The following is a 13,114-nucleotide window of genomic DNA, read 5'->3' on the forward strand; positions in this document are numbered from 1 at the left end:
ACTTCGGCCACGTGTTCCTCCTATCGGAAGCTGCCCATGCCCCCTGCCCCTACCCTCGACCTTTTGCTGCTGCCAACCTGGCTCGTGCCTGTTGAACCGGCAGGCGTGGTGTTCAAGGATTACGCGCTGGGTATCCGCGACGGGGTGATCGACTTTCTAGGGCCACGGGCCGACGGCATTGCCCGCTCAGCCGTGGAGGTGATCGAGCTGCCAGGCTGCGTGCTCACCCCTGGGCTGGTCAACGCCCATGGGCATGCCGCCATGAGCCTGTTCCGTGGCCTGGCTGACGACCTGCCACTGATGAGCTGGCTGCAGGACCACATCTGGCCCGCCGAAGGCCGGTGGGTGGATGAAGCGTTCATTCAGGATGGTGTGGACCTGGCCATTGCCGAGCAGATCAAGGGCGGGATTACCTGCTTTGCGGACATGTACTTCTTTCCCACTGTGGCGGCAGACCGTGTACACGAGGCGGGGCTGCGTGCACAGATTTCCATCCCGGTACTGGATTTTCCTATTCCCGGCGCCCGGAGCAGTGACGACGCCATTCGCGAAGGCATCGCCTTGCACGATGCCCTGCGCGAGCACCCTCGCATCACCCTGGCATTCGGGCCTCACGCTCCGTACACGGTAGGCGACGACAACCTGCTCAAGGTGCAAGTGCTCGCCGATCAGCTGGATATTCCGGTGCAGATGCACGTTCATGAAACGGCTTTCGAGGTGCAGCAGGCGACGGAAACCACTGGCGAGCGGCCCCTGGCGCGGCTGGCGCGCCTTGGCATGCTGGGCCCACGCTTCCAGGCTGTTCACATGACCCAGGTGAGCGACGACGACCTGGCCCTGCTGGTGGAAAACAACTGCAGTGTGGTGCATTGCCCTGAATCCAACCTCAAGCTGGCCAGCGGTTTCTGCCCGGTAGAGCGGTTATGGCAGGCCGGGGTGAATGTGGCCATCGGTACAGATGGCGCGGCCAGCAACAACGACCTGTGCCTGCTGTCCGAAACCCGTACTGCAGCGCTTCTGGCCAAAGCCGTGGCGGGCAGTGCCACGGCCGTGGATGCCCACAGGGCCTTGCGCATGGCCACGCTCAATGGCGCCCGCGCCCTGGGCCTGGATGCCTGTATCGGCTCGCTCGAAGTAGGCAAGGCGGCTGACATCGTTGCCGTGGACCTGTCCGGGCTGGCGACTCAGCCGGTCTATAACCCCGTGTCCCAATTGATCTATGCCGCTGACCGTCACTGTGTAAAGCACCTCTGGGTCGCCGGTAAACCATTGCTGCAAGACGGCCAGCTCACCGGGTTCGACGAGGGCGAGCTTGTCGCCCGCGCCCGCGCGTGGGGTGAACGTATTGCAGAGGGCGAGGCCCATTGAACAGGCTGCCCATTTTTTTCCTATTTGCCCCAAGGACTGCCCATGAGCAACGTCGACCACGCTGAAATCGCCAAATTCGAAGCCCTCGCCCACCGCTGGTGGGACCGCGAAAGCGAGTTCAAGCCGCTCCACGAGATCAACCCGCTGCGCGTGAACTGGATTGACGAACGGGCGCCTTTGGCCGGCAAGAAAGTACTGGATGTAGGCTGCGGTGGCGGTATTCTCAGCGAAGCCATGGCCCTGCGAGGCGCGACTGTTACTGGTATCGACATGGGGGAAACCCCACTGGCTGTGGCGCGCCTGCATCAACTGGAGTCCGGCGTACAAGTGGACTACCGGCAGATCACGGCCGAAGCCATGGCCCTCGAAGCCCCGGGCGAATATGACGTGGTCACCTGCCTGGAGATGCTTGAGCATGTGCCAGACCCCTCGTCCGTGATCCGCGCCTGCGCGCGTTTGGTCAAGCCTGGCGGGCAGGTGTTCTTCTCCACCATCAACCGCAACCCCAAGGCCTACCTGTTTGCCATCATCGGCGCCGAATACATCATGAAGCTGCTGCCCCGTGGCACCCATGATTTCAAGAAATTCATCCGCCCGTCCGAGCTGGGCAGTTGGAGCCGCGATGCCAGCTTGCGTGTGAAAGACATGATCGGTTTGACCTATAACCCACTGACCAAGCATTACAAGCTGGCCTCGGATGTAGACGTCAACTACATGATCCAGACCGTTCGGGAGGCCTGACTATGCGCCTGGACGCCGTGTTGTTCGACATGGACGGGACGTTGCTCGATACCGCCCCTGACTTCATTGCTGTAGGCCAGGCCATGCTCGCCCATCGGGGCCTGCCCCCCGTGAACGACCAGGTGGTGCGTGATGTGGTGTCTGGCGGTGCGCGCGCCATGGTCAGCGCCCTCTTCGACCTTCCCGTGCAGGCACCTGAATTCGAGGCCCTGCGCCTGGAGTTCCTGGAGCGCTACCAGAACGCCTGTGCGGTTCACACTCGCCTGTACGATGGCATGGCCGAGCTGCTGGTGGATATCGAAAAAGCGGGCCTGGCATGGGGTGTGGTGACTAACAAGCCGGTGCGGTTCGCAGAGCCCATCATGGCGCAATTGAACCTGGCACAACGCTCCCGCGTGCTCATCTGCCCGGACCACGTCACTCATGCAAAACCGGACCCGGAACCGCTTACGCTGGCATGCACTACCTTGGGCCTGGATCCGTCGCGGGTGCTGTTCGTGGGTGATGACCTGCGTGATATCGAATCAGGCCGGGAGGCGGGGACCAAAACGGTCGCCGTGCGTTACGGCTATATTCACCCAGATGACAACCCTGACCATTGGGGCGCGGACGCCGTGGTAAACGATGCATGGGAACTGCGCGACCTGCTCGATCGCGCGCTCTGCGGCTGCTGACCGCCCCACCTACCGCAAGGAGAGGTGTAATGTTCACGTATCAGGCAGCACCAGACCTGCTGGCGGACCGAGTGATACTGGTCACAGGTGCGGGCCGAGGCATCGGTGCAGCGGCAGCCATGGCCTATGCCGCACATGGCGGGCAGGTGATTTTGCTGGGCAAGACCCGTTCGAACCTGGAGGCAGTTGCCAACCAGATTCGTACTGCCGGGCACCTGGAGCCCATGGTGTACACACTGAACCTGGAAACTGCCACGACAGCCGACTATGAGAAGCTTGAGGTGCAGCTGGACGACCGTTTCGGACGGCTTGACGGCTTGTTGCACAACGCTTCGATACTCGGCCCTCGCGCCACCTTGGACGAAACCCCTGACGCGGAATTTGCCCAAGTGATGCGAGTCAATGTGACGGCCACCTTTATGATGACCCGTGCCCTGCTGCCGCTACTGCACCGCTCAACCGATGCGTCGGTGATTTTCACGTCCAGCAGCGTGGGGCGCAAAGGCAGGGCTCAGTGGGGCGCCTACGCGGTGTCCAAGTTCGCCACTGAAGGGCTTATGCAAACCCTGGCTGACGAGTCCGCTGGCAGCTCGCTCATCCGCGCCAACAGTTTGAACCCAGGCGGAACGCGCACCCAGATGCGTGCCGAGGCGTACCCGGACGAAAACCCTGACCGCGTGCCTACGCCTGAACAGATCATGCCGGCCTACCTGTACCTGATGGGGCCGGACAGCGCTCATAAGAATGGCGTGGCCTTTGATGCGCAGTAGGCACTAGCCCGGGCTCACCGAGGTGAGTTCCCACCATGTCCCAGGTGGCAGGTTCCCGGTCTACGCCTTCGGCTACGACCGGTCCTACAGCACGCAGCGCATGGCATGACTCTAAGGGAGCCAGAGCCTGCCACATACCGCTCACGCGATCGCTTCGCGCTCCCGGTGCACGGCCTTGTTTTCGATTTCCATGCACCGTTCCAGGAACAGGAACATGTAGTCGTAACTTTTGCAGATGGCTTTGCGCAATTCGCCCTGCAGCGCAACGGAGGGTGTGTTGCCTACCAGGGTGCAGATGATTTCCAATGCTTCCCATGGGTGAGCATCGTCGTATTGCGCATGCATTTTCAGCCACTTCATGGCGCGCTTGCGGGTGTCTTCAGGGAACGCATTGGCATAGACATCACTTGAACACACCACGGCCGACCATTCGCCCGTCGCACCTTCGATGGCATAGTTGGTCGCGGCCATGGCAATGGCCAGCGACTCGGTAGCACAGGCCTGCCAGCACCAGTGGCTCAGTGCCTGCAACTCAGGCGGCACTTTCTGTGCCTGTAGCTCTTCCAAGCTCACGCCGTGGCCGGCGCACCAGTTCACCCAATAGTCCGCATGGTTGAGCTCTACGCGAATATTGCGCATCAACCAGCGGCGAGCCATGTCTTCACCGGGGTGCCGGCCAAATCGGGTCTTGGTGAGATTCTGTGCCATGTACAAGGAAAACTGCTCTACCACTGGCCAGCCCCCGATCAGGTACTGACGCATGGTAGCGTGGCTCAGTGCATTGTCTCGCATGCGCTGATAAAGCTCATGCTGTACCACCCGGCGCTTGGCAATGCTGCAATCACGCAGCAACTGCTGGGCCCAGGCCGGGTAGCTGCTGGCTTCCATCAGCGGCCCGGTGCGGGTAAAACCTGAGTCTGCTATATCGTTCATCGACAACTTCCTTTCTGTTGGTGAAAAACTACCGCCTGGCATGAATGAAAGCCTTCCGGCTCACAGGTTCAGGGTGCTTCACGAACCTTGTCGCCGCACCGCAAGCTTTCGCAGGTGAACAAGTGAGGGCGTTCGATCAGATAGCCCTGCGCGTAGTCCACGCCTATTTCCATCAACGCCTGCTCGATCAGAGGTGTTTCCACGAACTCGGCAATGGTGCGCTTGCCCATCACATGCCCAATATGGTTGATCACCTCGACCATGGCACGGTTGATGGGGTCATCAAGCATATCTTTGACAAAGCTGCCGTCGATCTTAAGGAAGTCTACCGGCAGGTGCTTTAAGTAAGCGAACGAAGACATGCCCGCGCAGAAATCATCCAGCGAGAAGAGGCAACCCAACGCCTTCAGTTCATTGATGAACCGGATGGCGCTCCCCAGGTTGGAAATGGCACTCGTCTCGGTGATTTCAAAGCAGATCAGATGGGGTGCAATACCATACCGGCGGAACTGCTCACGAAGATAATCCAGGAAATCGTCGTCGCCGATACTGATCCCGGACAAATTGATAGCACATACCGCCAGTGGTGTCCCGCCCTCGTCCATCGCCTGGCGAATGACCTTGAAGACGTTCTGCACCACCCACCGGTCCAGCGCTGTCATCAAACCATAACGCTCGGCCGCCGGAATAAACGTATCGGGAAGAATCAAATGGCCCGCTTCATCCTTGAGGCGCAGCAGAATCTCTACATGCTTGGCCTGCCCAGCACCATGACGGTCATTGGCCAGCAAGGCAATTTCCTGAGCGTAAAGGATAAAACCATCTTCTTCGATCGCCAGGCGCAGGCGCTGTATCCACGCCATTTCGCCAAAGCGGTTAGACACTTCCGAGTCGTCGGCGTGGTACACCTGAACCCGGTTACGGCCCTTTTCCTTGGCCATGTAGCACGCCATGTCGGCTGCGCGCAGCGACAGCTCAAGCGTTGCAGGCAAGAGGTTGAGGTGAACCAGGCCAATACTCACAGAGGTCATGAAGGGCCGCCCCTTCCACACAAAATGCAGGCTGTGCACGCTTTCACGCAGGTATTCGGCAATGCGCTCGGCGTGCTCCGGGGCGCAATCCTCCAGCAACACACCGAACTCATCGCCGCCCAGCCGAGCCAACGTGTCGGTTTCCCGCAACCCGGCCTGCAGCACTGCGCAGATATGGCGCAGCAATTCATCGCCTGCAGCGTGGCCGCACGTGTCGTTCACGAGCTTGAACTGGTCCAGGTCCAGGAACATCAATGTATGGCGGCCCTTGCCGTTGCTCATTCGGCTCAACGCCTGCTCCAGGCGCACTTCGAACTCCCGCCGGTTGGCAAGCCCGGTGAGCGCGTCATGGCTGGCCTGCCATGACAGGTTGGCAATGTACTGTCGCTCCTGGGTCATGTCGTGGAGCACCAGCACCGTACCGCTGATGCGCCCATCGGTCTGGATGGGCGCACCCACCAGCGTCACTGAGACCGTGCTGCCGTCCAGCCGCTGAATCAGCTTGGCGTGTTCGCTGCCCCCAGCCAATTGGCCGTTCAAGATCCGTTCGATAAGCGTGAAACAATCCTGGTCAACGCCCTCGTCCAGCAGGTTGAACAATGCAGACAGCGGTAAACCGGCAGCCTGCTCAGCCTTCCAATGGGTAAGTTGTTCAGCAGCCGGGTTCATATAGGCGATGGCCCCGGTCACATCGGTTGCAATCACGCCGTCGCCAATGGACGCCAGTGTGACCTGTGCCCGCTCCCGTTCAAGCAGCAGCGCCTGTGCCATGTTATGGCGCTGCCTGAGCAACTTGCGCGTGATCCATAAGGCCAGGCCGATCAGCACGAACGCCGTGATCAGGTTGGTGGCAATCAGCAGCCGTTGGAGCACGCGGCTGCCTTCCCCCAAGGCGTCACTAAAGGCCTTGGCGGCTGGCGTGACCGCCTCGTTGACCGCCACGATCTGCTCTTTCCAGTGATTCATGTCAGCACTGGTGGCCGTTCCTGCCTCCACCGCACTGTGCATCTGCTGAGCAATGCCGTCGAGCTGGCCGAGGTAGCGATCGCCGATGTTCCACAGCTCGATGGCCCTGGCAAAGTAAGCAATGTGACGAAAATTGAGGAACAGCCAGATGATGCCGTCGAAATCCTCGGGGTGGTTGCCACCCTGCGCCAGGTCGCGCCGCGCCAGTTCGACGTCGGGCTCGGGGCGGTCCAGCGCATGGCGCAGCTCGCGGCTACCTTCAGGTACTAGCATGGCTTCCCGGTACTTCAGGAATACCGCTTCCTGCCGGTTATCGGCATACAGGCTCAGGTAGAAAATCGCGTCTTTCTGGCCCTTGGACCAGAGGCTTTCGCCTGCCACATAACCACGCACTGCAGAGAGCGCGTAGAGGCTTATGCAACCCAGTAGCGCCAGCAACAGCACCACGGCGATGAACGGCCAGGCAATGCTGATGAGTCGTGGCGTTTCGGGCGTCCGATTGTGCTTCATGTCATCCTTTGCGTCGCAGAAGCCGGGACACAAGAAAACGAGAGTCCGGCGCACCGTAAGCGGGGTTTGGCCAGTGTTTGCGGGCCCTTGGCCATGCACCCTGCTTGCCTATGCCGCAACCGATGCTTCGGGGGTGAAGTGGCATTGAGCGACTATAGCGCGGTGGCGCGATCAAGCCAACGTGCCAGCAAGGGCGCCAGTTCTTTCAAGGGTTGATAACCATTGGTGAGTAGAGCAAATTGGCGGTCGTGTTCGGCCAGTACCGTTGGAAAACCAGAGATACCCAGCGACTGGGACCATTGAAAGTCGCCCTGGGTTGCCTCGGCAGTCGATGCCAGGTCGAATGTTTCAGCGAAACGTATACGCGACATGCCGGCCGCTTCGGCGATGTCCACCAGGGCCGCTGTGCAGGTTACATCCACGCCGTCCCGGTAGAATGCCTGGGCAACGCCTTTGGCCATCGCCCAGGCGAGGCGTTCATCGATACGGCGAGCCGCCACCACAGCACGGCAGGCCGGCTCGGTGTCATAGACGAAACCCGCCGGCATGGCCCCTTCGAACCGAAAAGGCTGGCCTGTGGCTTCGTTTACGCTGTGCCAGTGCTCGAGAATGCGCGCGCGCGTTGCTGGGTCCAGTGGCGTACGGCCCGTACGCAGGCCGCCGACTACAAGGTGCACCCCCACCCCTGCCGCTGCCGCCTGATCGATCAGCCCCTCCATTACAGGTGCGAAACCCCAGCACCATGAACACAGCGGGTCCATCACGTATACCAGGCGGTTCGACATGGCTCAGGCCTCGGTCGCTTTGCGGTAGTTATGACCAATAGGGTGTGGTTGGTTGCGGGCCTTGGCCAGTTCGATCTGCTTCTGCCGGTCGATGGCGCTGCGGCGGGTTTTCTCGCTCAGGCTGTCCCAGCAATAGCCGCAGCTGATGCCAGGCGTGTAGTGGGGCGATTCCCGATCTTGGGCGCTGATGGGCATGCGGCAGGCGTGGCACTGATCGTACTCGCCTTCGGACAGGTCGTGCCGAACGGTTACCCGGTTGTCGAACACAAAGCAGTCGCCTTGCCACTTGGTGTCTTCCTGGGGCACCTCTTCCAGGTATTTAAGGATGCCACCCTTGAGGTGGTACACCTCTTCGAACCCTTCCCCAAGCATGTAGCTGGAAGCCTTCTCACACCGGATGCCACCGGTGCAGAACATGGCGACTTTCTTATGGCGGGCGGGGTCGAAATTGGCCTTGATGTAGTCCGGAAACTCACGGAAGGTCTCGGTCTTAGGGTCCATGGCGCCCTCGAAGGTACCGATGGCGACTTCGTAGTCATTACGCGTGTCGATCAGCAACACTTCCGGGTCGCTGATCAAGGCGTTCCAGTCCTGAGGCTCTACATAGGTGCCAACCTGTTTGTTTGGGTCCACACCGGGCACCCCAAGGGTCACGATCTCTTTCTTGAGCTTGACCTTGGTACGGTAGAACGGCTGCTCGTCGCAGTAGGATTCCTTGTGGTCCACGCCCACTAGGCGAGGGTCGCTGCGTAGCCAGGCCAGCAAGGCATCAATGGCGGTACGGGTACCGGACACCGTGCCGTTTATGCCTTCGTTGGCCAGCAGCAGGGTGCCTTTAATGTCATTGCTCAACAGCACATCGAGCAGGGGCTGACGCAGGTCGGTGTAGTCGTTCAGGGTGACGAACTTGTACAACGCCGCCACAACAATAGGGGGAGTCATCTTTGCTTCTCCTGGTGGTCACCCTCGCAAAGGGCGGACCGGGCGATTGGGAATACGCGCCGTGGTAAACGGCGGCGCGCATTCTAGCAAAGGGATCAGCCGCTGTGTTGCCTAGGCTTTGTACGAAAAGTGGCTGTGCTCGCCGACCTTTCGTACAAACTCCAGCGTCAATGCCCGCCTGCACACACCGGCGACGCAGGGGCGGCACCGACAGCGGCCCACTCCTCCGGGGTATAGGTGTGAAGGGCCAGCGCATGGAACTGGCCCATCAACTCGCCCAGCGTGCCATACACCAACTGGTGACGTTTGACGCTGTTCAGGCCCAGAAACCGCTCGCTGACCACCACGGCTTTGTAGTGGGTCTGCTCGCCACGGCTGTGCATGTGGCTTTCATCTGCCACGCTCAGGTGCTGCGGCTGCAGCAGGCCCAAGGCCTGCTCAATGCGGGTTTGCATGGTCATGTGCGATTACTTCTTCTTGGGAGCGTCTTTAGCCGGTTCAGCTGCCTTGGGTGGCGTGACCTCGGCGGTCATGTCGGCCAGCAGCTTGTTCACCGCCGGTACGGCGGGCTCCAGGTGCTTCTGGCTCAGCTCGACCGACTGCTGGGTAACCTTGGGCATGGTGTTCAGCACTTTCTGGCCCAAAGGGCTTTTGTAGAACTTGACCAGGTCTTTGAGCTCTTGTTCGCTGAAATTGTCGGTATACAGCTTGATCATGTCCGGCTTGACCTGGTTCCAGCCAATGGCCTTGTCCAGCTCTGCATTGGCCTTGGCCTGGTAGGTTTCCAGCGTGGCTTTCTTGCTTTCCGGGGCACCGGATTGTTCGAAGCGCTGGGCGAACATCTGCTGCACTTGCATGTATACCGGAGTGCCGATCTTGTCGGCATGCGCCATCATCAGAAAGGCTTCCGCACTGGCGTTATGGCTGGCGGTATCGGCCATCACCGGCCCGGCGCAGGCCAGAACAGCCGCTGTGCAAAGGGCGCGAACTCGATTCATCGATTTTCCTTACTGTGGCAATAGGAGCAACAAGTGGGCAAGCCCATGAACGGACCATTCTGCGCCCAACCCGACCGGTGGCTCAACCCTCCCTGACGAGTTGCCCTGCCCTGCACCTGGCCGCTGCCCCATGAAAATCAGGGAACCCCACCTGTCTGGCAGCGCCTAACCTGGCTATAGAACCTTCACAAGCGAGCATGAAATGACCCGCATTGAAACCGACAGCATTGGCCAGATCGACGTCCCTGAAAACGCTTACTGGGGTGCCCAGACGCAACGTTCATTGATCAACTTTGCCATCGGCGACCAGCGCATGCCCTTGCCGGTCGTGCACGCCCTGGCCCTGATCAAGAAAGCCGCGGCCCGTGTAAACAGCCGTAACGGCGACCTGCCGCCGGACGTTGCACGGTTGATCGAGCAAGCTGCCGATGAAGTGCTGGCTGGCAAGCACGACGGCGAATTCCCCTTGGTGGTGTGGCAAACCGGCAGCGGCACCCAAAGCAACATGAACGTTAACGAAGTGATCGCCGGCCGCGGCAACGAACTCGCAGGGCAAGGGCGCGGAGGCAAGGCACCGGTACACCCCAATGACCATGTAAACCGCTCGCAAAGCTCCAACGACTGCTTCCCCACGGCCATGCATATCGCGGCAGCCCAGGCTGTACAACACGATTTGCTGCCGGGCATCGCCGAGCTGTCTGCAGGCCTTGCCGAGCTGTCTGCCCGTCATATGCACTTGGTGAAGACTGGCCGTACGCACATGATGGATGCTACGCCCATCACCTTCGGCCAGGAACTCTCTGCCTTTGTGGCCCAGCTCGACTATGCTCAGCAGGCTGTCCGTGCGGCCATGCCGGCCGTTTACGAACTGGCTCAAGGGGGTACGGCCGTAGGCACCGGGCTTAACGCCCCAACTGGCTTTGCCGAGGCAGTGGCGGCAGAAATTGCCGCGCTCTCAGGCCTGCCTTTTGTCACGGCGCCCAACAAGTTTGCGGCCCTTTCAGGCCATGAACCCTTGGTGACATTGGGCGGTGCCCTGAAAACGCTCGCTGTGGCACTGATGAAGCTGGCCAATGACCTGCGCCTGCTGGGTTCCGGGCCCCGCGGCGGCCTGGCCGAGGTTCGCTTGCCGGCCAACGAACCTGGTAGCTCCATCATGCCCGGGAAGGTCAACCCTACCCAATGTGAAGCGCTGTCCATGCTGGCCTGCCAAGTATTAGGCAATGATGTCACGATCAGCATGGCGGCCAGCCAAGGCCACCTGCAGTTGAACGTGTTTAAACCGGTGATTATCCATAACCTGTTACAATCGATTCGCCTGCTGGCGGACGGCTGCCGCAACTTCAATACCCATTGCGTTGCCGGGCTAGAGGCAGACACCGAAAAGATGGCCGAGCACTTGGAGCGCGGCTTGATGCTAGTGACTGCACTCAACCCTCACATCGGTTATGACAAGGCAGCGCAGATTGCCAAGAAGGCCTATGGGGAGAACCTGACCCTTCGCCAGGCAGCGCTGGACCTTGGCTACTTGACCGATGAGCAGTTCGACCAATGGGTGCGCCCGGAGAACATGTTGTCTTCCGGAAGCAACGGCTAACCCTTCGGCTTTCAGTTCGTTCGGAGATTCACATGTTCAGCAAACGCGCAGAAGAACCTGCCCTCGCTACGCACTTTCGTAGCGACCGGTTTACATTGATAAACGGCAGTTTCTTCTTTAGTACGCGAGAAAACACCCTTGAAGGCCCCTTCCCTAACAAGGCTGAGGCTTTCAAGGAGAGCCTGGTCTATATCGAACGGGCACTGGGCCGTAATCGCAACACCGCTACTGCATAGCCCAAGGTAGCAAACCACCGCCTCCGGCCGCATAAGGCCGGAGGGCAGGTTGTCGAGGCCAGGTACTCCAGCTCAGTCGTGTTTCCTGAAAGCCTTCTCCAATGCATCATTAATGGTACGTACTACTTTGACCCGCGCCCATCGCTTGTCATTGGCTTCCACAAGGGTCCAGGGTGCTATTTCCGTGCTGGTGCGGTCCACCATGTCCCCGACCGCTGTTCGGTAGTCGTCCCACTTCTCACGGTTGCGCCAATCGTCCTCTGTGATCTTGTAGCGCTTGAAAGGCGTTTCTTCCCGCTCGTTGAACCGCTCCAGTTGCGTTTGTTCATCGATAGCCAACCAGAACTTGACTACCACAATGCCGGCCTCTGTGAGCTGCTGTTCGAAATCATTGATTTCGCTGTAGGCCCGCAACCAGTCCACTGGCTCGCAGAAGCCTTCCACCCGCTCCACCAGCACACGCCCGTACCAGGAACGGTCGAACACCGTGAATTGGCCTTTTGCCGGGATGTGCCGCCAGAATCGCCAGAGGTAGGGCTGGGCCAATTCTTCCTGGGTAGGGGCTGCGATGGGGACGATGTGGTACTGGCGCGGGTCCAGGGCCGCGGCGACCCGCCGGATAGCGCCACCCTTGCCCGCGGCGTCGTTGCCTTCAAACACCGCCACCAAAGCGTGCCGGCGCATGCGCTTGTCTCGCAGCAAGGTGGCCAGCCGCGCCTGCTCTTGAATCAGCTGCTCGTGGTAGTCGGCCTTGCTCAGGGAGCGGGTCAGGTCCAGAGCATCCAGCAGGGTACGTTCATCCAGACTGGTGCCCAGTGGCGGCACGGCCTGCTGCACGGCCCTCGCCGGGGCCTTCAAACGCGCCTGTAGCCCTTCGAGCAGGATGTTGCCAAAGGCCAGGCTACGGTAGTTGCTGTCTTGCCCTTCTATCACATGCCAAGGTGCGTATTCCCGGCTTGTGCGGCGCAGCACCCGCTCTCCGTACCGTACGAAACGGTCATAGGTCTTGGACTGCTGCCAGTCCAGCGGGCTGATCCGCCAACTGTGAAGGGGGTCGTCCTTCAGCGCCTTGAGCCGGTGCTTCATTTGCTGCTTGGACAGGTGGAACCAAAACTTGAAGATCAGCGCACCTTCATCGCACAGCATCTGCTCCAGCCGCTCGGCTTCACTAATGGCCTGGTCTAGCACAGCATCCTTGAAGCGACCATGCACACGGCCCTGAATCATCTGGCTGTACCAGTTACCGAAAAACACCCCTATGCGGCCTTTCGCAGGCAGCTGACGCCAGTACCGCCAGGCCGGCGGGCGGGATAGTTCTTCGTCGGTCTGTTGGTCAAAGGTACGCACTTCGATCAGGCGGGGGTCCATCCACTCGCTCAATAGTTTTACCGTTTCTCCTTTGCCCGCGCCCTCAATGCCGTTAATCAGCACAATCACCGGAAAACGGCCTTGCTCTTTGAGTTCATATTGGGCCTGCAGCAGGGCCTGGCGCAGTGCAGGCACAGCCGCCTTGTAGGTCTCATCATCGACGGCGTGGCCGATTTCAGCGGATTCGAACATGGG

Annotated in this window: 13 protein-coding genes; 6 read left to right on the forward strand and 7 right to left on the reverse strand. The window is 60.2% G+C overall.

Annotated features, from left to right (window positions below; all coding sequences use genetic code 11):
* The first annotated feature begins 36 nt into the window (after positions 1 to 36).
* The 4 genes from ACSAMW_RS08000 to ACSAMW_RS08015 are packed head-to-tail and all read left to right on the forward strand — an operon-like array spanning position 37 to position 3,553.
* A complete protein-coding gene (locus ACSAMW_RS08000; RefSeq protein ID WP_500593455.1) occupies positions 37 to 1,368 on the forward strand; it encodes a TRZ/ATZ family hydrolase in 1,332 nt (443 codons plus the stop codon).
* Positions 1,369 to 1,410: 42 nt separating this feature from the next.
* The gene (ubiG, locus tag ACSAMW_RS08005; protein ID WP_500593456.1) at positions 1,411 to 2,109 is read left to right on the forward strand and encodes a bifunctional 2-polyprenyl-6-hydroxyphenol methylase/3-demethylubiquinol 3-O-methyltransferase UbiG; all 699 of its coding nucleotides are present in this window, start codon (positions 1,411 to 1,413) and stop codon (positions 2,107 to 2,109) included.
* A gap of 2 nt (positions 2,110 to 2,111) precedes the next feature.
* Complete coding sequence (gene mupP / locus ACSAMW_RS08010; protein ID WP_500593457.1) at positions 2,112 to 2,783, forward strand: N-acetylmuramic acid 6-phosphate phosphatase MupP; 672 nt, start codon at positions 2,112 to 2,114, stop codon at positions 2,781 to 2,783.
* A gap of 29 nt (positions 2,784 to 2,812) precedes the next feature.
* Positions 2,813 to 3,553, forward strand: a complete 741-nt coding sequence (locus ACSAMW_RS08015) for a YciK family oxidoreductase (protein ID WP_500593458.1) — start codon at positions 2,813 to 2,815, stop codon at positions 3,551 to 3,553.
* Between the two features lie 141 nt (positions 3,554 to 3,694).
* On the opposite strand, the gene ACSAMW_RS08020 is transcribed toward ACSAMW_RS08015, so the two are convergent.
* The 6 genes from ACSAMW_RS08020 to ACSAMW_RS08045 all read right to left on the reverse strand — a co-directional run bounded on the left by ACSAMW_RS08020 (position 3,695) and on the right by ACSAMW_RS08045 (position 9,718).
* Complete coding sequence (locus tag ACSAMW_RS08020) at positions 3,695 to 4,486, reverse strand: iron-containing redox enzyme family protein (RefSeq protein ID WP_500593459.1); 792 nt, start codon at positions 4,484 to 4,486, stop codon at positions 3,695 to 3,697.
* 68 nt (positions 4,487 to 4,554) lie between these two features.
* Positions 4,555 to 6,993: an EAL domain-containing protein gene (locus tag ACSAMW_RS08025; protein ID WP_500593460.1), complete on the reverse strand. Its 2,439-nt coding sequence runs from the start codon at positions 6,991 to 6,993 to the stop codon at positions 4,555 to 4,557.
* A gap of 152 nt (positions 6,994 to 7,145) precedes the next feature.
* Positions 7,146 to 7,778, reverse strand: a complete 633-nt coding sequence (locus ACSAMW_RS08030) for a DsbA family protein (RefSeq protein ID WP_500593461.1) — start codon at positions 7,776 to 7,778, stop codon at positions 7,146 to 7,148.
* 3 nt (positions 7,779 to 7,781) lie between these two features.
* Entirely contained in the window at positions 7,782 to 8,720 is a 939-nt protein-coding gene (gene trhO / locus ACSAMW_RS08035; RefSeq protein ID WP_500593462.1) for an oxygen-dependent tRNA uridine(34) hydroxylase TrhO, read from the reverse strand.
* 167 nt (positions 8,721 to 8,887) lie between these two features.
* A complete protein-coding gene (locus ACSAMW_RS08040; protein ID WP_500593463.1) occupies positions 8,888 to 9,181 on the reverse strand; it encodes a BolA family protein in 294 nt (97 codons plus the stop codon).
* 6 nt (positions 9,182 to 9,187) lie between these two features.
* Entirely contained in the window at positions 9,188 to 9,718 is a 531-nt protein-coding gene (locus ACSAMW_RS08045; RefSeq protein WP_500593464.1) for a DUF2059 domain-containing protein, read from the reverse strand.
* A gap of 202 nt (positions 9,719 to 9,920) precedes the next feature.
* Between ACSAMW_RS08045 and ACSAMW_RS08050 the strand changes: the two genes are divergently transcribed.
* Together ACSAMW_RS08050 and ACSAMW_RS08055 are read left to right on the forward strand one after the other, a co-directional pair.
* Positions 9,921 to 11,315 (forward strand): class II fumarate hydratase, encoded by a 1,395-nt coding sequence (locus ACSAMW_RS08050; protein WP_168084743.1) that lies wholly within the window; start codon positions 9,921 to 9,923, stop codon positions 11,313 to 11,315.
* Positions 11,316 to 11,347: 32 nt separating this feature from the next.
* Complete coding sequence (locus tag ACSAMW_RS08055; RefSeq protein ID WP_500593465.1) at positions 11,348 to 11,551, forward strand: DUF6316 family protein; 204 nt, start codon at positions 11,348 to 11,350, stop codon at positions 11,549 to 11,551.
* A gap of 72 nt (positions 11,552 to 11,623) precedes the next feature.
* Here ACSAMW_RS08055 and pap read toward each other — a convergent pair whose 3' ends face one another.
* Positions 11,624 to 13,111, reverse strand: a complete 1,488-nt coding sequence (pap, locus tag ACSAMW_RS08060; protein ID WP_500593466.1) for a polyphosphate:AMP phosphotransferase — start codon at positions 13,109 to 13,111, stop codon at positions 11,624 to 11,626.
* Between the last annotated feature and the right edge of the window lie 3 nt (positions 13,112 to 13,114).

Source organism: Pseudomonas sp. AB39(2026) (genome assembly GCF_059831485.1).

Excerpts from the sequence above, each read along its gene's own strand:
- ACSAMW_RS08000 (WP_500593455.1), top strand. The coding sequence starts at position 37 with ATGCCCCCTGCCCCTACCCTCGACCTTTTGCTGCTGCCAACCTGGCTC.
- ubiG (WP_500593456.1), top strand. The coding sequence starts at position 1,411 with ATGAGCAACGTCGACCACGCTGAAATCGCCAAATTCGAAGCCCTCGCC.
- mupP (WP_500593457.1), top strand. The coding sequence starts at position 2,112 with ATGCGCCTGGACGCCGTGTTGTTCGACATGGACGGGACGTTGCTCGAT.
- ACSAMW_RS08015 (WP_500593458.1), top strand. The coding sequence starts at position 2,813 with ATGTTCACGTATCAGGCAGCACCAGACCTGCTGGCGGACCGAGTGATA.
- ACSAMW_RS08020 (WP_500593459.1), bottom strand. The coding sequence starts at position 4,486 with ATGAACGATATAGCAGACTCAGGTTTTACCCGCACCGGGCCGCTGATG.
- ACSAMW_RS08025 (WP_500593460.1), bottom strand. The coding sequence starts at position 6,993 with ATGAAGCACAATCGGACGCCCGAAACGCCACGACTCATCAGCATTGCC.
- ACSAMW_RS08030 (WP_500593461.1), bottom strand. The coding sequence starts at position 7,778 with ATGTCGAACCGCCTGGTATACGTGATGGACCCGCTGTGTTCATGGTGC.
- trhO (WP_500593462.1), bottom strand. The coding sequence starts at position 8,720 with ATGACTCCCCCTATTGTTGTGGCGGCGTTGTACAAGTTCGTCACCCTG.
- ACSAMW_RS08040 (WP_500593463.1), bottom strand. The coding sequence starts at position 9,181 with ATGACCATGCAAACCCGCATTGAGCAGGCCTTGGGCCTGCTGCAGCCG.
- ACSAMW_RS08045 (WP_500593464.1), bottom strand. The coding sequence starts at position 9,718 with ATGAATCGAGTTCGCGCCCTTTGCACAGCGGCTGTTCTGGCCTGCGCC.
- ACSAMW_RS08050 (WP_168084743.1), top strand. The coding sequence starts at position 9,921 with ATGACCCGCATTGAAACCGACAGCATTGGCCAGATCGACGTCCCTGAA.
- ACSAMW_RS08055 (WP_500593465.1), top strand. The coding sequence starts at position 11,348 with ATGTTCAGCAAACGCGCAGAAGAACCTGCCCTCGCTACGCACTTTCGT.
- pap (WP_500593466.1), bottom strand. The coding sequence starts at position 13,111 with ATGTTCGAATCCGCTGAAATCGGCCACGCCGTCGATGATGAGACCTAC.